The 24,204-nt window shown below is 34.3% G+C and carries 21 protein-coding genes and 2 pseudogenes; 20 read left to right on the top strand and 3 right to left on the bottom strand.

Features of this window, described 5'->3' with window-relative positions:
• The 5 genes and pseudogenes from BLS98_RS09100 to BLS98_RS09125 form a co-directional block, all read left to right on the top strand.
• The coding region (locus BLS98_RS09100; RefSeq protein WP_139166092.1) for an RHS repeat-associated core domain-containing protein at window positions 1–2,325 on the top strand (2,325 nt) is incomplete at its 5' end.
• 22 nt (window positions 2,326–2,347) lie between these two features.
• On the top strand, window positions 2,348–2,908 hold the full coding sequence (locus BLS98_RS09105; RefSeq protein WP_139166093.1) for a hypothetical protein: 561 nt from the start codon (window positions 2,348–2,350) through the stop codon (window positions 2,906–2,908).
• Between the two features lie 20 nt (window positions 2,909–2,928).
• Window positions 2,929–3,123 (top strand): annotated as a pseudogene (locus BLS98_RS23795) (RHS repeat-associated core domain-containing protein); the annotation flags it as partial.
• Window positions 3,124–4,208: 1,085 nt separating this feature from the next.
• Window positions 4,209–4,394, top strand: a pseudogene (locus BLS98_RS23755) (RHS repeat-associated core domain-containing protein); the annotation flags it as partial.
• 702 nt (window positions 4,395–5,096) lie between these two features.
• A complete protein-coding gene (locus BLS98_RS09125) occupies window positions 5,097–5,633 on the top strand; it encodes a hypothetical protein (RefSeq protein WP_089735767.1) in 537 nt (178 codons plus the stop codon).
• Between the two features lie 36 nt (window positions 5,634–5,669).
• On the opposite strand, the gene BLS98_RS09130 is transcribed toward BLS98_RS09125, so the two are convergent.
• A complete protein-coding gene (locus BLS98_RS09130) occupies window positions 5,670–5,861 on the bottom strand; it encodes a hypothetical protein (RefSeq protein ID WP_077415264.1) in 192 nt (63 codons plus the stop codon).
• A gap of 46 nt (window positions 5,862–5,907) precedes the next feature.
• Here BLS98_RS09130 and BLS98_RS23720 point away from each other — a divergent pair, with 46 nt between their 5' ends.
• The 5 genes from BLS98_RS23720 to BLS98_RS09155 all read left to right on the top strand — a co-directional run bounded on the left by BLS98_RS23720 (window position 5,908) and on the right by BLS98_RS09155 (window position 10,820).
• Window positions 5,908–7,794 (top strand): RHS repeat-associated core domain-containing protein, encoded by a 1,887-nt coding sequence (locus tag BLS98_RS23720; protein WP_317040628.1) that lies wholly within the window; start codon window positions 5,908–5,910, stop codon window positions 7,792–7,794.
• The gene (locus tag BLS98_RS09140; RefSeq protein ID WP_089735769.1) at window positions 7,763–8,311 is read left to right on the top strand and encodes a hypothetical protein; all 549 of its coding nucleotides are present in this window, start codon (window positions 7,763–7,765) and stop codon (window positions 8,309–8,311) included. Before BLS98_RS23720 ends, BLS98_RS09140 begins: the two co-directional genes overlap by 32 nt.
• Window positions 8,235–9,218: an RHS repeat-associated core domain-containing protein gene (locus tag BLS98_RS23800; protein ID WP_228425200.1), complete on the top strand. Its 984-nt coding sequence runs from the start codon at window positions 8,235–8,237 to the stop codon at window positions 9,216–9,218. Before BLS98_RS09140 ends, BLS98_RS23800 begins: the two co-directional genes overlap by 77 nt.
• Window positions 9,199–9,603: a hypothetical protein gene (locus tag BLS98_RS09150; protein WP_089735772.1), complete on the top strand. Its 405-nt coding sequence runs from the start codon at window positions 9,199–9,201 to the stop codon at window positions 9,601–9,603. Before BLS98_RS23800 ends, BLS98_RS09150 begins: the two co-directional genes overlap by 20 nt.
• A gap of 176 nt (window positions 9,604–9,779) precedes the next feature.
• Window positions 9,780–10,820: an RHS repeat-associated core domain-containing protein gene (locus BLS98_RS09155; RefSeq protein ID WP_262487351.1), complete on the top strand. Its 1,041-nt coding sequence runs from the start codon at window positions 9,780–9,782 to the stop codon at window positions 10,818–10,820.
• 507 nt (window positions 10,821–11,327) lie between these two features.
• Here BLS98_RS09155 and BLS98_RS23045 read toward each other — a convergent pair.
• Window positions 11,328–11,477, bottom strand: a complete 150-nt coding sequence (locus BLS98_RS23045; protein WP_111994758.1) for a bacteriocin-like protein — start codon at window positions 11,475–11,477, stop codon at window positions 11,328–11,330.
• Between the two features lie 323 nt (window positions 11,478–11,800).
• On the opposite strand from BLS98_RS23045, the gene purB reads away from it, so the two are divergent.
• The 9 genes from purB to BLS98_RS09205 all read left to right on the top strand — a co-directional run bounded on the left by purB (window position 11,801) and on the right by BLS98_RS09205 (window position 22,311).
• Complete coding sequence (gene purB, locus BLS98_RS09165; protein WP_047096071.1) at window positions 11,801–13,228, top strand: adenylosuccinate lyase; 1,428 nt, start codon at window positions 11,801–11,803, stop codon at window positions 13,226–13,228.
• Window positions 13,229–13,275: 47 nt separating this feature from the next.
• Window positions 13,276–14,250, top strand: a complete 975-nt coding sequence (locus BLS98_RS09170; protein WP_089735776.1) for a WG repeat-containing protein — start codon at window positions 13,276–13,278, stop codon at window positions 14,248–14,250.
• 5 nt (window positions 14,251–14,255) lie between these two features.
• Window positions 14,256–15,683 carry a serine hydrolase gene (locus tag BLS98_RS09175; RefSeq protein WP_089735778.1) on the top strand — a complete coding sequence of 476 codons (1,428 nt, stop codon included), beginning with the start codon at window positions 14,256–14,258 and terminating at the stop codon, window positions 15,681–15,683.
• A gap of 181 nt (window positions 15,684–15,864) precedes the next feature.
• Window positions 15,865–19,560 carry a phosphoribosylformylglycinamidine synthase gene (locus tag BLS98_RS09180; protein WP_089735780.1) on the top strand — a complete coding sequence of 1,232 codons (3,696 nt, stop codon included), beginning with the start codon at window positions 15,865–15,867 and terminating at the stop codon, window positions 19,558–19,560.
• On the top strand, window positions 19,541–19,954 hold the full coding sequence (locus BLS98_RS09185) for a barstar family protein (protein WP_089736807.1): 414 nt from the start codon (window positions 19,541–19,543) through the stop codon (window positions 19,952–19,954). Before BLS98_RS09180 ends, BLS98_RS09185 begins: the two co-directional genes overlap by 20 nt.
• Before the next feature lie 403 nt (window positions 19,955–20,357).
• Window positions 20,358–20,987, top strand: coding sequence for an SGNH/GDSL hydrolase family protein (locus BLS98_RS09190; RefSeq protein ID WP_089735782.1), 630 nt, complete (start codon window positions 20,358–20,360; stop codon window positions 20,985–20,987).
• The gene (locus BLS98_RS09195; protein WP_089735784.1) at window positions 20,987–21,319 is read left to right on the top strand and encodes a gamma-glutamylcyclotransferase family protein; all 333 of its coding nucleotides are present in this window, start codon (window positions 20,987–20,989) and stop codon (window positions 21,317–21,319) included. The genes BLS98_RS09190 and BLS98_RS09195 overlap by 1 nt, the downstream gene beginning before the upstream one ends.
• A 70-nt stretch (window positions 21,320–21,389) precedes the next feature.
• On the top strand, window positions 21,390–21,578 hold the full coding sequence (locus BLS98_RS09200) for a bacteriocin-like protein (RefSeq protein ID WP_089735786.1): 189 nt from the start codon (window positions 21,390–21,392) through the stop codon (window positions 21,576–21,578).
• A 274-nt stretch (window positions 21,579–21,852) separates the two neighbouring features.
• Window positions 21,853–22,311, top strand: a complete 459-nt coding sequence (locus tag BLS98_RS09205) for a GyrI-like domain-containing protein (protein WP_089735788.1) — start codon at window positions 21,853–21,855, stop codon at window positions 22,309–22,311.
• A gap of 104 nt (window positions 22,312–22,415) precedes the next feature.
• Here BLS98_RS09205 and BLS98_RS09210 read toward each other — a convergent pair whose 3' ends face one another.
• Window positions 22,416–22,769: a diacylglycerol kinase family protein gene (locus BLS98_RS09210; RefSeq protein WP_089735790.1), complete on the bottom strand. Its 354-nt coding sequence runs from the start codon at window positions 22,767–22,769 to the stop codon at window positions 22,416–22,418.
• Between the two features lie 253 nt (window positions 22,770–23,022).
• Here BLS98_RS09210 and dnaN point away from each other — a divergent pair, with 253 nt between their 5' ends.
• Window positions 23,023–24,153, top strand: coding sequence for a DNA polymerase III subunit beta (dnaN, locus tag BLS98_RS09215; RefSeq protein WP_089735791.1), 1,131 nt, complete (start codon window positions 23,023–23,025; stop codon window positions 24,151–24,153).
• The last annotated feature ends 51 nt before the right edge of the window (window positions 24,154–24,204 follow it).

The following is a 24,204-nucleotide window of genomic DNA, read 5'->3' on the forward strand; positions in this document are numbered from 1 at the left end:
GTAAAGAATATTGAAGATGATAACTGGACGAAGAATTATAGTTATTACGATACCAAAGGAAGAGTAATAGGAACCCATTCCATCAATCATTTGGGAGGGTATACCAAAACAGAATCCAAGTTGGATTTTGCAGGAGTACCACAATCGGTCTATACTTACCATGTAAGAAAATCAGGAGAGACTGGAGTTTCTATAAAAGAACGATTTGTTTATGATTATGGAAACAGACTCAAGGAACACTATCATCAGGTAGATAGCAACCCTGAACAATTATTATCCAAAAACAGCTATAATGAGTTATCACAACTGGTTAATAAAGAAGTTGGAAATAACTTGCAGAGTATTGATTATGCCTACAATATCCGTGGCTGGATGACAGGTATTAACCCCGCTCAAATGCCATTGTCAGATCTGGGCGGAAAACTATTCGCATACAAAATCAAATACAACCAGAAAGAAGGAATTGAAAACCCTGATCCGACTCAGTTTGCAGGAAAAAATGTAAAAGCCAGATACAATGGAAATATAGCAGAAGTAGATTGGAGAGCCGTAACAAGCATAGGAGAAAATCCTTCAGTTACTCCCAAAAGATATGGATATGCATATGATAGTCTGAACAGGCTTACAGCAGCTTATTATCAAAATCCTACCAATGCTTACAGTAAAGAAAATATAGAATCTTTGACCTATGATTTAAACGGAAATATTATCAATCTTTACAGAACTTCTTTATTTAATACTGGAACCAATACAGCCACTGTTATTGATAATCTTACCTATGCCTACTCTGGAAATCAGGTGACTTCTATAAATGATACTTCTAATAATTCTACAGGATATGAAGGTGGAGGAAGAGCAATCAGCTATGATGTAAATGGGAATATGAAAGATATGAAGGATAAACGTATTCAAAGTACCCATTATAATTATTTAAATTTACCCAACAGCTTTACCTTTGGCCCTGAATTTAATACCAGCAGTCTTTACCGTGCAGATGGGGTGAAATTACGCAAAAGAAATGTAGAAATAACAGATGGTATTAATGGAACAGTAACCAATACAACAAATGTAGATTATTTAGATGGATTTCAGTACAGCCATACGGATATTCAGGGCGGAGGCGATCCTGGAGGAGGAGGTCCCATTGATTTTTCCATGTCTCCTATGAGAAAAGCGATGGAAATAGAGGCCTATTCTATAGAAGAAAGAAGAACTTTAGCTAAAACATTAGAATTAAAGTTTTTCCCAACAGCAGAAGGTTTTTATGATTATGAAAAAGATCAGTATATTTACCAATACAAGGATCACCTTGGAAATGCAAGAATAAGTTTCGGAAGAAACGGAATAGGCGCTATTGAGATAACAGATGCTAATGATTATTATCCATTTGGGATGAATCATTTGAAGACAGGTAATGCATTTTTTGGTAAGGGTAGTTATAAGAACTATAAGTACAACGGGAAGGAATTGCAAGAGACAGGAATGTATGATTATGGGGCGAGGTTTTATATGCCGGATCTGGGTAGATGGGGTGTGGTGGATCCGTTGGCGGAAACTTCGAGAAGATGGAGCACTTACACCTACGCCTACAATAACCCGATTAGATTTATTGACCCAGATGGAATGCAAAATAAAGATATAACATTTGGAAAAAATATTTCTATTGAGACTCAAAATAAAATTGTAAGTGATTTAGAGAAAGAAACGGGGCTTAAATTATCAGTTGGTGATAATGGAAAATTAAGTTATACAGAATCCTCTGATGCAGGTGGAAGTAAAACAGCTCGTGACATGATAAAAGGTGCAATTGATAATCATAGGACTGATTATCAAATTAATTCAGATAATACAAGAGGGTCATCTATACAAGAAATTCAAGGTAGAGGAGAAACAATTGATGGAAAGGCTGGCTATACACAAGTTTTCGACTTAAATATAAATACTAATCAAATAGATGGTTTTATAAATGGTGCTAGTCAGTCTTTAAATCCCTTGACTATGGGATATGGAATGACCACTTTGCATGAAGTAAGTCATAAATATAATAATTTAATAGATGGATTTGTTGGAGATGACGGAAAAGAATATTCTGCAACATCTATATATGGCATGCAAGGTGATAACGAAAAAAAAGTCATTAATGTAATTAGAACTGAATTAGATAATTCGAAAGGATTTAAACTGCCATTCGGTCAACGAAAATCTTATTCTCCAATGGATTCAGGTGGTACTAATTTTAGTGCATTTAGTAGTGAGGCGTATTCTAAAGGGCCATTGAATGTTGATCCTAAGAAAGATTTATATATTAAAACTCCTAGAAAATAACAAACTTAATAAAAGATATAAAATGAAAACTTATCAAGTACTTGTATATTGTATAACTCTTGTTGCTTTTATCAGCTGTAGTTCCCAATCAAAAACAATGTATAGTGAAGCGTATGTGTTTGTAAGTAAGGATTTTATCAGTAAAGATGTTTCAATGAAAGAATTTGGAAAAGATGTTTCAGGGTTATATATTTATGATTTAATCTATCCCTATCCTTTAGATAAAAATGATCCTAACAATTTTTATAAGAACATTTTATCAGAGAAAGATGAAATAAAACCTTTAAGAAAGGATAAAGATCTTAAAGAGTTATCTAGTAAAAATAAGAATAGTAACTGGGAATTAAATACACAATTTAAAACTGTATTTAAAACTGTCGTACAATATCAAGGAATTCCAAATGGGCCATTAAATACTGCCATATTTTCTGAAATCCAAGATAATCAATTAAGAATTGATGTTGTTCCTTTTTTTCAAGGAAATCCCAAATATTGTGGATCAATTACCAAGTACTACTTTAAGTTTGATAAAACTAAAATTATAGAAAATAAAAAATGGACTGATCACTATGAATGTTGGTAATACAAAAGCTACCGATTGGTAGCTTTAATTATAAGTACAACGGCAAGGAGCTGCAAGAGACTGGTATGTACGATTATGGGGCGAGATTTTATATGCCGGATATTGGAAGATGGGGAGTGGTGGATCCGCTGGCGGAAATGTATCGTCGTCATACTACATATGCGTATGCTGTAAATAATCCTATTTATTTTATTGATCCAGATGGAATGCAAATTGATCCAGCAAGTCAAAAAGAATGGGATAGATTAAAAGGATCTGTTACTAAAACACGGGATGCATTACAAAATGATGTAGATAAAATAAATCAAAAAGCTAAAGATAAGGGATGGGATGCTAAAACTTTGACATCTAAGATGGGTGATAAATTAGATAGGCTTAATAATGTTAATCAATCCTTGTCTAGTATGTCTACATTAGAATCCAGTGACCAGATGTATAGCCTTAATAAAATGGAAGGAAATGACGGAGTTACTACGTATGACAAAAATACTGATGCTGTTGTGATAGGTTATGTGAATGATGCCAATTTTGTTCACGAAATGACACATGGTTATCAGTTTGAAACAGGAGATATTGCTTTTGATGTTGCAAGTGGAAATTCTTTAGCACAGGATTTAGATGATGAAGCTACAGCGTATAGAGCACAGGCTGCATTTGACCCCTCATCTTTTGGTGGAATTTCGGTAAATAAAGTCAATAATAATTTTCTTACAACTTTGTCAGATCAAAATGGTAATAAAGTATATGGAGTAGGAGGGACAGCTAAATCAGGCTTATTTGGAGTTACAATTAATTCTACTGTAGGGCAATTAAGATTAGCATACCCTCAAGCAAAAGAAGCTTTAAAGAATTTAGATCAAAGCATAAAATTGAGAGATTTTCAAGGTGTAAAATTTAAAGGAAAATAAAATGTTTAAAATACTATTATTACTATCTATGATGCTATTGTTTTCTTGTCATGCACAGACAAAAAAATATATATTAAGTGAAAATTATTCGTCTTTAGAGGAACCATCCGAATATAATCTTCAATTAAAATCTGATTCTACATTTGTGTATAAGATTGGATTTAAAGGAAGCTTAGTGGCAAAATGTAAAGGAAAGTGGACATACATAAAAAAAGCAGATTCTATTAGATTATATTGTGAAACAGAATCAGCTCTAGAAAGCTTAACAAATACTTACATGTCTGAACGAATAAATTCCTTTAAGATTATGAAGAAAGGTAAGGTTTTACGAAATAAAAAAATAATTCTAAAATCTAAATAAGATAGAAACTCTGCTCATTGAGCAGAGTTTCTATAATTATAAGTACAACGGCAAGGAGCTGCAAGAGACTGGTATGTACGATTATGGGGCGAGATTTTATATGCCTGATTTGGGAAGATGGGGAGTTGTAGATCCAAAGGGAGCTGAGTTTCCAGGTTGGTCACCATATAGTTATAGTCTTAATAATCCTATTCGATTTATTGATCCTGATGGAATGGCGCCAAATGATATTGTATTTATTAATAATCGAGGTGTAGAAGTCCATCGTATTAAAAGTGACACTCAATTTAAAACATATATACAAGAATCTACAAATGCAAGTAATAACGCTGCTCAAAGTACTGCAGGCTGGAAGTCAGTTCCTATGCCTAATATAATTCAACATAGACCACAGTCTAATGAAGATGTATCTGGTGCAGCTTATCAGGAAAACGACTATCAAATTGCAGCAAGAACAGGCTATTTTAATCAGGCTAAAAATTCTGGACAATTAAATTTAGTAACTGAAGGAGGGAATTCTATTCCGACTGAAGCTACAAAGGGAATTCCTGACTTAGACCCTACTTTAGTTAAAGCTGTTACAGTTCAAGAATCGAATGCGGGTACAACAGGTATTACAGATATTATGCAGGCTAATGTTCCTGGAGATTGGTCTAAGATGAAAAGCAGTTACCAATTAACTAAAGGTGAAAAAACAAGCGAAACAAACTCTTTGTATGCGGGAACCAGAGTATTAGCTACAAAAGGATTTAAAGGGGGAGTTTCAGTTGATTCAAAAACAGGAAAAGCTACCTATAAATTTCAAGGATGGGCAAAAGCTGTAGAAGCATATAATGGTGGTGGAACAGCAGGTTATCAAAAAAGTGTCTTACAAATGCAACAAGAATCTAAAAAACCTAAACCCTCAGATTATTAAAATATGAAAAGATTTTTTTTGAGTTTAATTGTAATTTTATTTACGAGTTGTAATAAGTCAGATTTACAGCAGAATAGTAAAAATAAAGTTATTGAAACCAAGTTGGACTATTATGAACGTTGTAGAATATTAGTGTTAGAACAAAATACTCTTAATCAAGATTTTGGATTTACAAAAAAAGGAAAAGAAATTGATGAACAAGTAGTCACATATTTGGGGAATATCATCACCTCTAAAAAAGATACTCTAAAAATTTTAAACTCTGTTCATTACACAGGTGTTTATGATGACTCGAAGAGAGGAAGTGGACAAGTGTATATTTATACTGTACATAATAAGCTTTTAGGCTTTTATAATTTAGGTTCTGCAGATGCAGTACCTAGCAATATTGAGAATAAAGAGTTGATTTTTAAATACAACAATGAGAGTTGTAATCAAACTACCAAAATAAGTTTGAAAGATAGTATTCCAAGACAAATATTTATACAATGTACAAAAGAAGGCGGAGATATATATAATTTAGAAACTGCTTATAACTAAACTAAAGCCAACTCAAATTGAGTTGGCTTTGTTGTTTTATAAAATGCTTTGCAATTTAGTTTGCTTAAGGAACGCATCCAGAAGAGCGAAGACATGTTGTCTATCGTTCTCTTTTAGTTTTTGTATATCTAAAATTTTAGCGACAATATTTTTATCTAGTAGAATATCCGTAGACCCTACGAGATAATCCAGAGACACTTCCAAGGCTTCTGCCAGCTGCGTGGCCATCTCAATAGATGGTTTTACTTCCTCACGTTCATATCTACCCGCTCAAATGCCATTGTCAGATCTGGGTGGAAAACTATTCGCATACAAAATCAAATACAACCAGAAAGAAGGAATTGAAAACCCTGATCCGACTCAGTTTGCAGGAAAAAATGTAAAAGCCAGATACAATGGAAATATAGCAGAAGTAGATTGGAGAGCCGTGGAATCTCTTGGAGCCATTCCATTACCAACTCCCAAAAGATATGGATATGCATATGATAGTTTGAACCGATTGACCGCAGGATACTATCAGAATCCTACTAATGCGTGGAGTAAGGAAAATACAGAGTCTATAGACTATGACCTTAATGGAAATATTTTGAAGATGTACAGAACAGGCATCCTTGAAAATAATAATATTGCAACAGTTATAGATAAACTTGATTACATGTATGAAGGTAATAAGCTTACAAATGTTCATGATGGTTATAATAATCCTTCAGGGTATGAAGGGGGAGGGAACACCATAAGCTATGACCCAAATGGAAATATGACAAATATGCAGGATAAAGGAATTACTTCTATAGCTTATAACTTTCTCAATCTTCCTGATAAAATTAATATGTTACAATCCGGAGTAGGTATTTCTTATTTATATAGTTCTAATGGTACAAAACTTCAGAAGGTAAAATCAACTTTTGAATGCGGTATTATAGATTGTTACGGTATTAATGCCATTTCAGATTATTTAGACGGATTTCAGTATACAAGTACTACTACAAGCCGGGATAATGGTGGTGGTATTGAGCTATTATCAAAAAGTAGAGAAATGTCTAAAGCGATGGAAATTCAGGCTTATACCCTTACTGATATAATATCTCCTATTGATCCCGGAATTCACCCGCCTATTGATGGCGGAGTAATAATAGAAGGATTGAAAGATGCCAACTTATCTTTTTTCCCAACAGCAGAAGGATATTACGATTATAAAAAAGATCAGTATATTTACCAATACAGGGATCACCTTGGAAATGTAAGACTAAGTTTCGGAAGAAACAGCGCAGGCACTCTTGAAATCACAGATGCCAATGATTATTATCCATTTGGGATGAATCATTTGAAATCGGGTAATGCATTTTTTGGTAAGGGTAGTTATAAAAACTATAAGTACAACGGCAAGGAGCTTCAGGAGACTGGGATGTATGATTATGGTGCGAGATTCTATATGCCAGATTTGGGAAGATGGGGAGTTGTCGACCCGCTGGCAGAACAATATAGAAGATGGTCACCATACAACTATGCTGTTAATAACCCAATAAGATTTATTGATCCTGACGGTCGCGGTGTCAATGATATTATAATAGTTGGTTCAAATGGTAAATCTAAAGAAGCAATTAAAACATTAAGACAAACTGCTGCTGGAAGAGCTATTTGGGATAAATACAGTAAATCTAAAACCGTAGATATTTATATAACCGTAGGTTCAATACCTACAAAAGATGCGGCAGCGGCAGAAACTTTATATGGTATCCAAAATACTACAATGATTACAGGAGGAAAAATTAAGGCTAATGAAAAATCTGAAAGTTCTGAATTTAAAGCATTTAATGGAGTGGATATTTCAAAAAGTAAAGGGAAGGATGTTGCCTTAATTTTATTAAATTCTAATCCAGATAATGGTGCATTTGGCACAACAGAGAAAGCAGCTGCCGCCAAAGCAGCTAGAGCAGGAGGAGAAGATAAAGTAGTATATGATAATGCTGAATCAATTTATCATGAAATAAAATCTCATGTTGACTTAAACAAAAGCAAAGATCAACATGGTGATTACGGTTCAGATCATGCAGGAGTACTGAGAGAAGATTTTAATCCAAAAAAAGGATCTCCAGCTGAAAAAATACAAACACAATTAAAGGAATTATATGAAAAAAATAAATCAACTGATATTAAATAAATTATTAGTACTGTTTTTCTTTTTTTTATTTGTTTTTTCTTTTTCTCAACAGAAAAAGATTAATTATATAATAATTAAAGACTCAAATGAACAACCATTAAAAAAAGATACTATTGTTTATTATTTTTCAATAAACAAGGCAAAGCATATCTTTATTAAGAAAACGAAACTTTATCAATTTACTTTTTCTAATGATAGCACCGAAGTTAATGGTTACTTGAATATTAAAAAGGATAAAATAATTTTTTCAGAAAATAAGAAGACAATTAAATCGATAGAATTCTTTAAAAACTTAAATCAATGTAATATACAATACTTCGGAAAATTCGGAGATGATATTTGTTTGATATTTAAAGGAGAAGGAAAATTTGAAGTAATTCAAAAAGGATTAATACCTAGCCATAAACTTTATGTATCAAAAATCTATTGGAAGATGGGTCATGAATATCCTGATAAGATTTACTTCAAAGAAAAAGGTTCTTCAAAAGAATTTATTGCACTTGCGGAACCAAATTAAACAAAGTACGATACAAAACATTTATCATTATAAGTACAACGGCAAGGAGCTGCAAGAGACTGGTATGTACGATTATGGGGAGAGATTTTATATGCCGGATATTGGAAGATGGGGAGTAGTGGACCCGCTGGCGGAGAAAATGACAAGACATAGCCCGTATAATTATGTATTCAATAATCCTGTAATGCATATTGATCCAGATGGCAAGGAACCAGATGTTCCTGGAGGACCTAAGCCAAGATTTTTAGCTGTATTCTATCATGGAGGGCCTACTGGTGACGGTAAAATAAGAAGTAATACCAAAGATGCCGGAGGAGCTGGTACTAGATATAATGCTACGGCTTCTTATGCTAGATCATTGGGTATGGATTTTAAAGGAGCTATGATATCACCTGCATTAACACAAGGTGTAGGGGTTGAAACGGGAAAAGAATTTTTAGAAAAAAATTACCAAAAGGGAGATGTAGTTCTAGTATATGGTTATAGCTATGGTGGAGATAATGCCGTAAGTTTGGCTGAGGAAGTATCTAATGTTCCAATTGATACTATGATAATTGTTGATAGCTCGGATGGACCATTGAGAGGCTCAACTGTAAATACTTCTATTTCAGATAATGTGAATTCAGCATATGTTTTTTATCAAGAAAATAACTCTGGCGCATCAAGTTCATCAAGGGCTTCGGGCTCTTCTTCTGGTTCATCTAGCAATAGTAGTAATAGGAGTGATAGTGGGAGTAGTAATTCTCCAGGTTCAAGAGGATACAGACATACTTCTGAAGGAAAAGCAAAAGTTACAAATATAAAACTTAGTGGGACAAATTTAACACATGGGAATATCCAAACAAAAGCAGGTACTCATATTCAAACAGCAATAAATAAAAGATTAGATGAAGCAAACAATAGGTAAATTATTAATAATAGCCCTTGTTATAGTAAGTTTAGCAAGTGTATATTTTTTCATTTATTACTATAGTAGTCAAGATGTAAATGATGTAAAGGTTGAAGGCTACGTTTTAGATTCTAGTAATTCTCGACCTTTGAGAGATGTTAAAGTGACAGTCGTAAATGATAGATATGAAAGTAATAATGGACATAAAAATTATGATGAATATTTAGGCCAAGATAAAATACAATTAAAGACTGATGATAAGGGATATTATTCTACTATTTTGAAAAAGAGTGCTTATGTATATATATATATAGAAAAAGATGGGTATAAATCTATTGAAGAAAAAGGACAACATGCACAAAAATTAATTGTTTTTAAAACTAATATGGATAGATTAAAGTAGGTTTGATGTTGAGAGTATTGGCATATAATAATTGTCTAATGTTCTCTGCTCACCTCGGTAATAAACAAATCTTTTCATATGACAGTATTTAAAAAAATAGTTATATCTACTAATACAGGTATTACCTTGGAAATGCAAGAATAAGTTTCGGAAGAAATAGCGCAGGTGCTCTTGAAATTACGGATGCCAATTATTATTATCCATTTGGGATGAATCATTTGAAATCGGGTAATGCATTTTTTGGTAAGGATAGTTATAAAAACTACAAGTACAACGGCAAGGAGCTTCAAGAGACGGGAATGTATGATTATGGGGCGAGAATGTATATGCCTGACTTAGGAAGATGGGGAGTGGTGGATCCATTGGCAGAGAAACATCCTAATATGTCTCCATTTAGATACAGTTTTAATAATCCAATAAATGCAATAGATCCAACAGGAATGTTAGAAGGCTGGGTTGAAGAAGAATTAAATGGTCAGAAATCTTATACATATGATGCTAATGTAAATACTGTATCAGAAGCAAAAGCAGCTGGCTACAATAATGCTTCTGCAGTTTATGAAAATGCTACTGTTTCAAGAGGTTCAACTTTAGGAATGGGTGGGTACAGTTATTCCTTAAATACTGATGGTTCGGTAACTAACAATTCCGATGGTTCAGGTATAAACAATACTTTTGTTACAGGTGCAGGAACAACAATTAATGCTCCATCTGGTACATTTATGAGTGAACAAAAATTAGATTTAACTGAAAAATGGGCTAATTCAAGTAATTTCTTTGCAAAATTTTCATACGGAATTGCTAATAATGCTTACGTTACCGCACAAATGTTTGATGGAGGACTTATGGAAAGATCTGAATGGTCAAACCCTTTAGGAGGAAATTATGGAAATTTGGATGGTACACCTAATTACCAACAAGCGGATGCTTTAGTGAATACAGTAGCTACAGCCGCTCCTTATGCAAGAGGAGCTAAAGCTGTAAATTCTCTTATGCCTGAAGGAATGAGTGTTCTGAGCAGATTTGGTTCTGCGACCGGTACAAGAGGCGTGATAAATAATACTTTAAATAAGGGTGTGGATTATGTGAATGGTACAGTCGGAAAAGGGATGATAACACGACCAGTTGTTACAGGTGCTGTAAATGCTGCAAAACCAGATAGTCCTATTCGGAATTGGTTGCATAAAAATGTAGGCTATAGACCTCAATTTAATTAATAAGTAGTATTATGATTTTATTAGAAATAATTTTTGGAAGTATAATTACTCAATTTTTAGGATTGAATACGAGATATTATTTTTTTAAAATTTTTAATAAGAATTTGAAAAAAGAAGATTTTGAGAATAACCAGGAAGATATAGGTGCTAGTTTTTCTCAAGGATTTTACAATTTTTTTATCGGACTTATAGTTTTTTTCTTTTATCTTTTGGAATAGTGTATTTATTAGATGTATTTCATCTTTTATAAATTGATTTGCCCCGCTGGTGCGAGCGTCTCGCTCGTGCCAACAAATAAAAAAAACCACTGCTATTTTAGCAGTGGTTTTTGTATTGTTCTGTTTTGTATTAGAAAACAGAACAATATTTTAATAATATATTCTCCCAATACAAAAATCATCTTGGAAATGTAAAGGTAAGCTCGGTTTGCGCTGTTTTTTTAGAGTTTAGATCTGAGCGATCGCCTCTTTCTTCACAATAAAGCCTGACATCAGTCAGGCTTATCTTTTAAATGCATTTTTCATCATTATAAATTCTGCAAGGTCCATTTTCGCGGTATTGGCAAGTTCCGCTTGGACAGCTTTGTCCCGGTTGTGGAACCCATCCGCCGGAGATTGTTTTTAAATCAGTCTTTGTTAGTTTTTTTAGATTTTTCATACGTTTAATTTGTTTTTGGTTACTCTACTCTGTAAGCTTTTCGAGGTCCGCTTGTAACGAATTTATTAAAAAAGTTTAAATAAAATCACTATCTGTAGAAAAAAGATAGTGATTTAAAAAAAATGATGATACGGGAGAAGTAAAATCTCAAAGACAGATTTCGATAAGGTTTTGGATGTAATTTTTGCTGTTGAATGTGTGCATAAAAGGTAATTCTTCGCATCAATACCTAATAAAAAGGAAAGGGTGAAAATCATAAAACCAGAATTTTCATCTCTCACTGAAAAACCGTATTTTTGTACATCTAAAAAGTAAAAGAACGAATGAATTCCTACAAAAATCCATTGGAAGAGCGCTATTCCAGTGAAGAAATGTTGTTTAATTTCTCACATAATAACAAATTCCGTACCTGGAGAAAACTTTGGATCGCTTTAGCAGAGATCGAAAAAGACTTAGGGCTAGAAATTACAGACGAGCAAATCGCTGAATTAAAAGCTAATGCTGAAAATATCGATTTCGATAAAGCAGCAGAATACGAAAAGAAATTCCGTCATGATGTAATGGCTCACGTTCACACCTATGGAGATGTGGCGCCTTCAGCAAAAGGAATTATTCACTTGGGAGCAACTTCAGCTTTTGTAGGAGATAATACAGACTTAATTCAGATCCGTGACGGACTTTTAATCCTGAAGAAGAAGTTGGTAAATGTAATGAAGAACTTAGCCGATTTTGCGATTCAGTACAAAGACCTTCCAACATTAGGATTTACACACTTCCAACCTGCACAGTTAACTACCGTAGGAAAAAGAGCAACCCTTTGGTTACAGAGTTTAGTTCTTGATATTGAAGAATTAGATTTCTTCCTTGAAACCCTTCGTTTCAGAGGAGTAAAAGGAACTACAGGAACTGCTGCAAGTTTCCTTGAACTGTTCAACGGAGATTATTCTAAAGTAAAACACTTAGATAAAGAACTTTCAAAAAGATTCGGATTCGAAAAAGTATTCGGAGTTTCAGGACAGACTTACGACAGAAAAATTGATGCTAAAGTAGTAGCATTATTAGGAAATATCGCTCAATCTGCTCACAAATTCACCAACGATTTACGTTTACTTCAAAACCTTAAGGAAATTGAAGAACCATTCGAGAAAAACCAGATCGGTTCATCCGCAATGGCTTACAAGCGTAACCCAATGAGAAGTGAAAGAATCGGAGCATTGGCAAAATATGTAATGTCTTTAACGACGAGTTCTGCAATGGTAGCATCTACACAATGGTTCGAAAGAACATTAGATGACTCTGCCAACAAGAGATTAACTATTCCTCAGGCGTTCTTAGCAGTAGATGCAATTCTATTGATCTGGAACAATATCATGAATGGAATCGTGGTATATCCAAACAGAATCAACAAGCATATTGAAGAAGAACTTCCTTTCATGGCAACAGAATACATTATCATGGAAGAAGTGAAAGCAGGTGGTGACCGTCAGGAAATTCACGAAGTAATCAGAGTTCATTCTATGGAAGCTTCCAAGAAAGTGAAGGAAGAAGGAAAAGAAAATGACCTGATCGAAAGGATCTTAAATGATGATTCTTTAAAGTTAGATAAATCGAAATTAAAAGAAGTTTTAGATCCGAAGAACTTTATTGGGTTCGCACCGATTCAGACAGAAGAATTTGTCAAGAACGAAGTGCAGCCGATTATAGACCAGAATAAAGATTTGATAGGATTAGAAGCTGATCTTAAAGTATAAAACAATATGCAGCCTTTTGGGCTGCATTTTTTATTTTAAACCCAACCATGAACAAAGTCCTTTTACTCATTGCAATGATTCCCATACTTGCTTTTTCCCAGGAGAAAGAAGTTTTAAGATATTTTACTTCCAAAGACAATTTAGTGGGGGTGAAGAATCAAAAGGGAGAAATCATTATTCCTGCACAATTTAAAATTTACTCAGATCTTAAAGACGGAGAAGTCGTAGATGGAGAAACCGTTCTTTTTGATGGGGAGAAAAAAGGCGAGAAACCTAAGAAAAATACCTGGGGATATGTTTATGACAGAAAAGGAAACTTTCTTTACACTCCGTTTCTGTATGACAACGGCCCTGATTATTTTGTAGAAGGATTGAGACGTTTTGTGAAAAACGGAAAGATAGGTTTTGTTGATAGGAACGGAAAAGTAGTGATTGAACCCCAACATGACTTTGTTGACCATTTTACGTATGGATACGCTTCATTTTGTGATGGATGTAAAAGGAATGAGGATGACGGGTATATAAAAGTACCCGGTGAGAAATGGGGAATGATGAATGTTAAAGGAGAAATAGTTCAACCAATTACCAAATATTCTGATAAGGATGTGAAAATCGTTGGAAAATACTATCCATATCCTTTTCAATATAGCGAAAAAGAGAAAAATATTCTTCAGTTTTTTGATCAACAAAATAAGCTGCTGTCAGATCTTTATTATGTAAATCAATACAATAAAATTCCTGAAAAAGAAAAGAGATTGTATTTTGAAATGGTAGAAAGGCCAAAAGAAAATTTCCCTTATTATCAAGTAAATACTTATGATTATACAAAGCATGATTTGGGAATGCTCTATCGCTTTAAATTTCTGGTTTCAGAAGATGCTAAGACAGTTTATACAATAAAATCATATAACGAACAACAAGTTCCTTTTGAAGATTGGCTGAAAAATGAAATAAAAGAAGCAAAACAATATCAAAAAGAACATCCTGATAACCCGAATAAATTCAAAGATAACCAGAATTAAACCTCATGAGAAAAAATCTACTCCTATGTATTTTTGCCTTGGCATTTGTGAAAAACCATGCACAAAGTGATAAAACAGTATACTCAATCATAGATGCAGCAGCTCAGAAAGTGGCTAAAGACTCCAAAGCATATTCTGTGTCTGTTGGCCTTATCAAAGACGGGAAAGTTTATACTAAGCATTTTGGTGAAATAGACAAAGGAAAAGGAAATAAAGCAGATAATAATACTTATTTTGCGATTGCTTCCGTTACCAAGCTTTTTACAGGGCAACTATTGGCTCAGGCTGTGTTGGAGGGGAAGATAAGTCTAGATGATGATGTACGTAAATATCTGAAAGAATCTTATCCAAACTTAGAATATAATGGAGTTCCGATAAAAGTCAGGAATCTGATTTCTTATGAAACAGCGTTGCCTAGAAATCTTCCCAACGATGATGAATTAAGAAAAAATATGACAGATGAGACCCCTTTTCTTTACGAAAAGCTCAACGAAGGATATACAAAAGAAGATTTTAAAAAAGATCTGGGCACTGTGAAATTAAGCATGGAGCCGGGAAAAGAATATAAATACAGTAATTTAAGTCTGGAGTTGGCCGGGCTTATACTCGAAAATATTTACGGAAAAAGCTATGAAACCCTTTTGAAGGAAAATATCTTTTCAAAAAATGGGATGAATCATACCAAACTGGAACTCGGAAAAGATGAAGCTCAGGCCAATGGATATCATGACAATTTTCGTCTGATGCCCGTTTCAAAAAGTCTTTTATGGGGATCCGGAGGTTCAAAAACCGAATCTACAATGGGGGATATGGTAAAATTTTTAAAAGAAGAACTTGATCCAAAAAATAAAATAGTACAGGAATCTCAAAGAAACATTAGCAATAGCAAAGAAGATTGGTATGGATATTTTTGGGATAAATATTGGATTACTGAACATGGTAAAAGAGGATTTAAACATGGTGGGTCCTATGGAATAAACAGCTTGTTTACCGTATTTCCGGAGCTGAATATCGGAATCTGTATAATCGTGAACATCAATGGACCTGAAACATTTACCGCACTTTATAATGGGACGAGCAGTTTAGTAACCGATCTTATTCCAACTTCAGATAAAAAGCAGGTGTATGGGTATTCCGTAAAGGGAGATAAAATCGTTTTTTCTTACACCCATCCGAAAAACCTGAACGGAAACCTTATCAATACCGTTGCTGTAGCAGGAAGTTTCAATAATTGGGAACCTGAAAATAAAGAATATCAGATGGTAAAAAAGGATAAAAACCTTTATGAATTGGAGGTTCCTGTCTCTCAATTTGAAAAAGGAAAGCCCTATTCTTTTAAATTTGTATTGAATAAAGAAGAATGGATTGGAGCTTCTAAAAATGCATCCAATAATGATGGGACCAAAGATAATAATCTGGCATTCGTATTATAAGAAAAAGATTGAGCTTAAAGAAAGTAAAAAGAGTAAATTTGTACTCAATAAAATAGGATGTATCATAACATCTAAAAGAGCAGCCAATGGAGAGGAAACAAAGGATAACAATAAGGGAGTGCTACTCTGAACTCAGAAAAGTAAAAAGAAAAATAAATCTAATATTAAAATCTGACATCTAATGTCTAATAACAAAAGAATTTTCGTAGAAAAAAGAGGAATTTTCGATGTTGAAAGTCCAAAAATTTTTGATGAAGTAAAAGCAGTTGTTCCGGCAATTCAAAGTGTGAAAGTCTACAATGTGTATGATATTTTCAATTTGAATAACGGGGAATTCGAAAAAGTAGTAAACAATACTTTCGTAGATCCTGTTACTGATATTTTACATACAGAAAACCCTGCAAAAAGCATCCATTTCGGGATGGAGTTCCTGCCTGGTCAGTATGATCAGAGAGCAGATTCTGCACAACAGTGTATCGCTTTATTAACAGAGAATGAAAAGTCAAAAGTAAGAAGTGGAAAGTTAATCGAATTTGTAGGAGTATCAGAAGCTGATTTGGTGAAAATCAAAGACCTTTTGATTAATAAAGTAGAATCTCAGGAAAAAGACTTATCTGTATTGGATATTCCTGCTGATGAAACACCTTCAAAAGTAATCATCCACGAAAACTTCATCAATTTCAATGATGCTGAACTTGAAAATTTCTATAATAATCACGGCTTTGCATTAGGATTAGATGACTTGAAATTTATTCAGGAGTACTTTAAAACTGAAGAAAGAAACCCTACAGAAACAGAACTGAAAGTATTAGATACGTACTGGAGCGATCACTGTCGTCACACGACTTTCGAAACAGAATTGTCAGACATTCAGTTTGAAGGAAAATTCAAACAGACATTGGATACTATTTTCAATGACTATATCGAAAAAAGAAAATTCTTAGGCCGTGAATTAAAGCCTATTTCCTTAATGGATTTAGCTACAGTTTGTGGTAAATATTTCCATAAAACAGGAAATCTGGACAACCTTGTGATTTCTGATGAGATCAATGCATGTACCATCCAGATTGAAGCAGAATACGATGGGAAGAAAGAACCTTGGTATTTATTATTCAAAAACGAAACACACAACCACCCAACAGAAATTGAACCTTTCGGAGGTGCTTCTACTTGTTTAGGTGGAGCTATCAGAGATCCTTTATCCGGAAGATCGTTTGTGTTTCAAGCGATGAGATTAACTGGTGCTGCAGACGTTTTAGAATCTGTAGATAAAACATTACCAGGGAAATTACCTCAAAAAACAATCACTAAACAGGCTGCAAACGGATATTCATCTTACGGTAACCAGATTGGTCTTGCTACCACTATGGTTTCTGAAATCTATGACGAAGGTTACAAAGCCAAAAGAATGGAAGTAGGTTTCGTTACAGGAGCCGTTCCTGTAGATTGGGTAAGACGTGAAAAACCGGCTAATGGTGATTCTATCATTATTTTAGGAGGAGCAACAGGCCGTGATGGAGTTGGAGGAGCAAGCGGAAGTTCAAAAGAACAGGACGAAACTTCTATCCACACCATGAGTTCTGAAGTTCAGAAAGGAAATGCGGTAGAAGAACGTAAGATCCAAAGACTATTCAGAAACCCTGAACTGACAAGATTAATCAAAAAGTCTAATGACTTTGGAGCAGGAGGTGTTTCTGTAGCGATTGGTGAAATTGCAGACTCTCTGGAAGTAAACCTTGATGTATTACCATTAAAATACGAAGGATTAAACGGAACAGAACTGGCTATCTCCGAATCTCAGGAAAGAATGGCGGTTGTGGTAGATCCGAAAGACAAAGAAAAGTTCATCAAGTTCTGTGAAGCTGAAAATATTGTAGCGGTAGAAGTCGCAAAAGTAACAGATTCAGGAAGAATGCAGATGTTCTGGAAAGGAGATAAAATTGTTGACCTTTCAAGAGCATTCCTTGATACGAATGGATGTTCAAAATCTCAGGAGGTAAAAATCAACCACCTTGAAGATGTAAAAGTAGAAAATAAAGCATTCAACGAAGAAAACTTCGTGAATACCTTAAAAGATAAAAATGTAGCTTCCCAAAAAGGACTATTGGAAATGTTTGACTCTTCTGTAGGAGGAACAACCGTTGCCATGCCTTTAGGTGGAAAATACCAACAAACCCTAATGGAAGGAAGTGTGCAGACACTACCGATCTTAGGAGCAAAAGATATCAAAACCGTTTCCTTGGCAAGCTGGGGATTCGATGCTGAAATCTCAAAACAAAACTCATTATTGGGAGCATCTTATGCCGTAGTAGAAAGTGTGGCGAAGATTGTTGCAATGGGAGGTGATTATAAAAATATCAGATTAAGCTTCCAGGAATATTTCGAAAAGCTTGGCCAGTCTCCTGAAAAATGGGGTAAGCCATTAGCTTCTCTTTTAGGAGCTTATGATGCACAGATCAACCTTGGATTAGCAGCTATCGGTGGTAAAGATTCCATGAGTGGAACATATCAGGATCTGAATGTTCCGCCAACCTTGATTTCTTTTGCATGTGCAAACGGAGACAAACAAAATATCATTTCTCCAGAGTTTAAAGCGGCTGGAAACAAAGTATATTTCTTCAATCACATCGCTCAGGAAAACGGTCTTCCAAACTATGATGCTTTAAAAGGAATTTATGAGTTCATCTTTGAAAACATCAAGTCAGGAAAAATCGTTTCTGTAAAAACAGTAAAAGACGGTGGGGTAGCAGTAGCATTAGCAAAAATGAGTTTCGGAAACAGATTGGGAGCTGAAATTAACGCTGATGAAAATACTTTATTAGCTAAAAATATCGGTAGCTTAATCATCGAAGCTAAAGAAGAGCTAAACAATGTGTCTTTACAGTTAATCGGAGAAGTAAAAGATTCAGACGTTTTAAAGGTTAACAATCTCGAAACCCGTATCACGGATCTCGAAGCAGCTTATACTGGAACATTCGAAAACCTTTTCCCAACAGTAGAAAAAGAAAAAATGACGGTTGAAATTGATGAAAAATCAAACTCAATCAATCCAAGAAATATCATGATCAAAAAACACGGAATTGCACAGCCTAAAGTATTTGCTCCGGTATTCCCAGGAACCAACTGTGAGTATGATACCTTAAATGCATTCCAGAAAGAAGGAGCTGTAGTAAGCAGTCTGCCTTTAATCAATATCAGTCACCAATTATTGGATGAAAGTATTGATGCATGGGTAGAAGAGATCAGAACTTCTCAGATCTTAGCCTTCTCAGGAGGTTTCTCCGCAGGTGATGAGCCGGATGGTTCTGCAAAATTCATTGTCAACGTTTTAAAGAACGAAAAAATGAGAAATGCAGTTCACGAATTATTAGACAGAGATGGTATGATTATCGGGATCTGTAACGGATTCCAGGCTCTAGTGAAATCAGGACTATTACCTTACGGAAGAATCAAGGATTTGGATGAAAACTCTCCTACATTAGCTCACAACGCCATCAGAAGACATATCTCTCAGATGGTTACTGTAAAAGTAGTGAATGATGAAAGTCCATGGTTAAAAGGAATGAAAGGCCAGACTTTCACTATTCCAATTTCACACGGAGAAGGTCGTTTCATGGCTTCAGAAGAAGAAATCAAGAAGTTATATGAAAATGGACAGATTGCAACGCAGTACATCGATTTTGATGGAAATATTGCTCACGGAATGCCATTCAATCCTAACAACTCATTATTCGGAATTGAAGGTGTTACCAGCCCATGTGGAAAAATCTACGGAAGAATGGGACACCCCGAAAGATTTACGGACGGTCTCATGAGAAATATACCAACCGCGAATTATCACAATATATTCAAAAACGGTGTTGAATACTTCAAATAACAATACAAGAAAAATGATCGTCATCCATGGCGGTCATTTTTCGTCTTTAGACGGTTTCTATGAAGAAGTTTCTAAAGTTTTAATGAGAGACACAGATTGGAAAGTAGGAACCTTAGATGGCTTTGATGACATTCTTTACGGCGGCTTCGGAGTCTTTGAAAACAAAGAGGAAATTGAAATCATTTGGAAAGAATCACAAAAATCACAGGAAGATTTAGGGCTTAAAGCAACCCAGGAATTCTACGAAAACAAAATCAAACAAGGGAAGCCTTTCAATAGAGAACTCATCCAACAAAAGCTAAATGATTTAACAGAAGGAAAAGGACAAACATTGTTTGAAATTCTGGTAGAAATTATAGAATCACACACCAATATTACCCTGACCTTGAGTTGATGGATAATAAGTAATGGGTAATGAGTGGAAAATTTACACTAGTAATACTTATCTTTTTTCAAAGCTTTCCAGCCAGCTTCATCCAATCAACTTGTTGATTTCACCTTTGCTTCCTAAAATCTACGGAATCATAATAAAAACTTTGCGTCAACAAAAAATTATAAAAAAATTAGGTTCATCAAAAATGAGTTTAGGGTATTGCTTGTGTAAAAATTACTTCGGTTATTCCCTTAACTCTTCTTAATCACTTAAAACCTTAATGGTTCAAAACTCTTTTCAATCCAATTTTACATTAAAAAATCTCTCGCAGATTAACCAGATTCAGCAGATTTTATTTTACTTTGAAAAATATTTTTATTCAGGTATTAAAGGATTAAAATCAAACAACAAAAGAATTAATTGAATGAAGAAAATAGTGTATGGGCTGTTCTTTGGGGACAGTATAACATATGGAGAATATGACGGTGTTTTTGGAGGCTGGGTAGATATTTTAAAAAGATATGCCCTGCAAAGATTCCATGAAGGAAATGGTGATGAACTGATTTTATTCAATTTAGGAATCGGAGGCGAAACAACAGAAGGTTTATTGAAGCGAATGCCTGTAGAATTAAATGCAAGAAATTCAGCAGATGGAAATTTGGTTTTCATAAGCTACGGAGCCAACGATCTTGCCATTAAAGAAGGAGTACAGGTAGTGAATCCTGAACAATTTAAAGATAATATCATCAAGGCAGTTCAGAATGCGAAAGAGTTCTCTAACGATATTTACCTGGTAAGTATTCTTCCTATTGCACAAAATATAGATGGAGTAGTGGTAGGCTCAGGAAAGCTAAGGTCAAATGAAGAGGTGATTGCTTATAATGAAATTCTTAAGAGTATTGCAGCAGATTACTCTTTGGGGTATATCGATTTTCACTCAGCATTGGTAGACGATAAAGAAGTTCTGCTTTCCGCAGACGGAGTTCACCCCAACGAGAAAGGCTATGGAATGATGGCCGAAATTGCAATTCCAATCATTGAAAAATATTTATAATGCCTTATTTATTTTCTTACGGAACCTTACAGAAAGAACAGGTTCAACTCGAAACATTCGGACGGATCTTACAGGGTGGAAAAGATAGTCTATTAGGATACAAACTGAATATGCTTGAGATTACCGATCCGGAAGTTCTAAGAAAAAGCGGCCAGAAATATCATCCCGTTTTGGAGTTCTCCGGAAATCCTGATGATGAAATAGAAGGGATGTTGTTTGAAGTAACAGATTCGGAAATCCTTCAGGCAGACGAATATGAAGTAGATGATTATAAAAGAATAGAAACTGTTTTTAAATCCGGAAATAAAGGATTTATTTATATAGGAAAATAAACCTGTTAAATTTATCTATACTGAGTGAATTTTATTTAGTAGTTTTAAAACGCAAAAAAATAAAATTACTATGAAAAATTTAAAAAAAATTAAAAGACAAGAGTTAAAAACTGTAAAAGGAGGAGGAGTAAACCCACCTAGGATTATTTATCCAACAGACGAAAATGGAAACTGCAGTACTTCACCCTATTATTACTATTGCCCAAAATATGATGGGTGTATGACAGGAGAAGCATGGGATGCCTATTGCCCATTATAAGATGACAATAACCTAAAGAACAAAACGTTTCTGAAAATCAAATATTTTTCAGAAACGTTTTTTGTTTAAAATCCAATATCATCAATAGAAACAGGCTTTAGCCCGTTTTATATTTTAGCCCTATTCCATTGGCTTTAGCCAAAACATAAAAATCAATTAGTAATGTATACCCTCAATTATCATCTATCAATCATCATTTATTTAAAATCCCTCTCCTGACAAACAGTTGTCACAACTCCTCTTTATCTTTGGTCTACAATAAAAAAATCAAGAAATGAATAATGTGAAAATTGAACCTTTTAAAGTAATCGGAATTGCAGTAAGAACAACCAATGAGAATGAACAGGCAGCAAAAGATATTCCGGTATTATGGGAGAATTTTATGAAAGAAAATGTACATGAAAACATCCCTGACAAAATAGACAATACCGTTTATTCTATCTATACAGATTATGAAAAAGACCATACAAAGCCTTATACTACACTGTTAGGATGCAAAGTAGAAAGTCTTGATAATATTCCGGAGGGAATGATTGGGAAATCTTTTGATGGCGGAGATTACGTGAAATTTACAACAAAGGGAAACCTTGCAGAAGGTTTGGTAATCAACGAATGGTTTAAAATCTGGAACATGGATTTAGGAAGAACTTTCACCGCTGATTTTGAAATGTATGGAGAAAAAGCACAAAACCCTTCTGATGCAGAAGTAGATATTTTGATTGCTGTAAATTAAAAGCTTAAAAAAGCAAAAACCACCTAATCTAACAAAATATTCAGTTGAAGATGTGATATTCCCCTCCGCTGGAGGGGTGTCAAATCAAAGATTTGACGGGGTGGTTAAAAAATATACTTCCAATACACAAGAACTCCAATAATAGCAGAAACCCCAGCAATAAGCACAACAGCTCCGGCTGCAATATCCTTAATAAAGCCAATTCTTTTATCAAAATTAGGCTGAACGATATCACATATCTTTTCGATAGCTGTATTGAAAATTTCAGCACTCAAAACAGCTACAGAAGCCATAAGAATAAGAGCTGCATCAATAGAGGTCAGCTTTAAATAAAAAATAAGGAATAGGTTAATGAAGAAGGCCAAAAGCTCAATCTGAAAATTTCTTTCTGTTTTTACCATAACAAAAACACCCCGGAAAGCATTCAGAAAACTTTTATGGAGAGGAGGTTTTTGCATGTTTATTCTACTTTTTTTAACAAAGATAGCCTTTGTATTTTGATTGTTGCCGTTATTCTGCTATATTTGAAATAAGAAGATTAAAATATATTCAGTAGCCAATATTTTGATACAAAAATATACTGCTATGGAAACCAGAACGTAATATCGGGTCTGAAACCCCATTGACGATATTTGTTAAAAACTCGTCAGGAATATTCTTTTCTTTGTTGTATGTATTTATTATATTTGTAGAAACTTATTTTATAAATCTATGAAATTTATTATTTCAAGTGGTGAACTGCAGAAGGCGTTGCAAACTGTAAGTGGCGTAATATCAAGCTCTCAATCGAGACCGATTTTAGAAAACTATCTTTTTGAATTAGACGGAAATAATGTTACCATTACAGCATCTGACGGCGAGACAACTCTTGTAACTTCTCTGGAAGTAAAGTCTGATGACTCAGGTAAATTTGCTGTTCCTGCTAAAATTTTTCAAGATTTTATCAAGACATATGGAGAACAGCCTTTAACATTTGTTGTAAAGGACAATGCAGAAGGAACTGGAAGCCAGCTTGAGATTTTAGATGAAAAAGATAATTTCGCAGTAGCATTAGATAATGCTGATGACTATCCTGAATTGCCAGAATTCGATGCTTCTCAAAGCGTAGTAATGCCGGCAGGTGTATTGTCTGAAGCTTTAACCAATACATTATTTGCCACCAGTAACGATTCACTTCGTCCGGTAATGACTGGAGTATTATTCCAGTTTGGAGAAAATGAAACCAATTTCGTTTCTACAGACTCTCACAGGCTTGTTGTTTACAAAAGAGCAGATCTGATGAATGCTGAACCAATGGAGTTTATCATGCCTAAAAAACCTTTGAATATCTTCAAAAATATTCTGGCAAGTTCAAATGAAGACGTGAAAATCGACTTCAATGAGAATATGGCTAAATTTACTTTCGGGAAGCATGTATGGATCTGTAGACTGATTGACGGTAAATATCCAAACTATACAGCGGTAATTCCTAAAGAAAACCCGAATGTATTAACCATCAACAGAAACCTTTTGTTAGGAGCAATCAAAAGAGCATCTATCATGTCTAATAAATCTACCAACCAGGTAAGATTTAAGCTTTCAGGAAATATTCTTCACCTTCATGCAGAAGATACAGAATATGCAAACAAAGCTGATATGCAGATCCCTTGTGACTACAACGGAGAAGATATCAATATCGGATTCAGCTCTAAATTCTTAACTGAGATGTTAACAATCTTAGGCTCTGATGATATCACAATGAAAATGTCTCAGCCAAACAGACCGGGAATTATTGAACCGCTTGATGGCCTTGAAGAAAACGAAAATATCTTAATGTTATCAATGCCGGTAATCGGATTGTAATATTAAAATAAAAATATTTACATAAAATATAAGAGGTTTTGTTTTTCAAAA

Source organism: Chryseobacterium jejuense (genome assembly GCF_900100075.1).
Lineage (GTDB): Bacteria > Bacteroidota > Bacteroidia > Flavobacteriales > Weeksellaceae > Chryseobacterium > Chryseobacterium jejuense.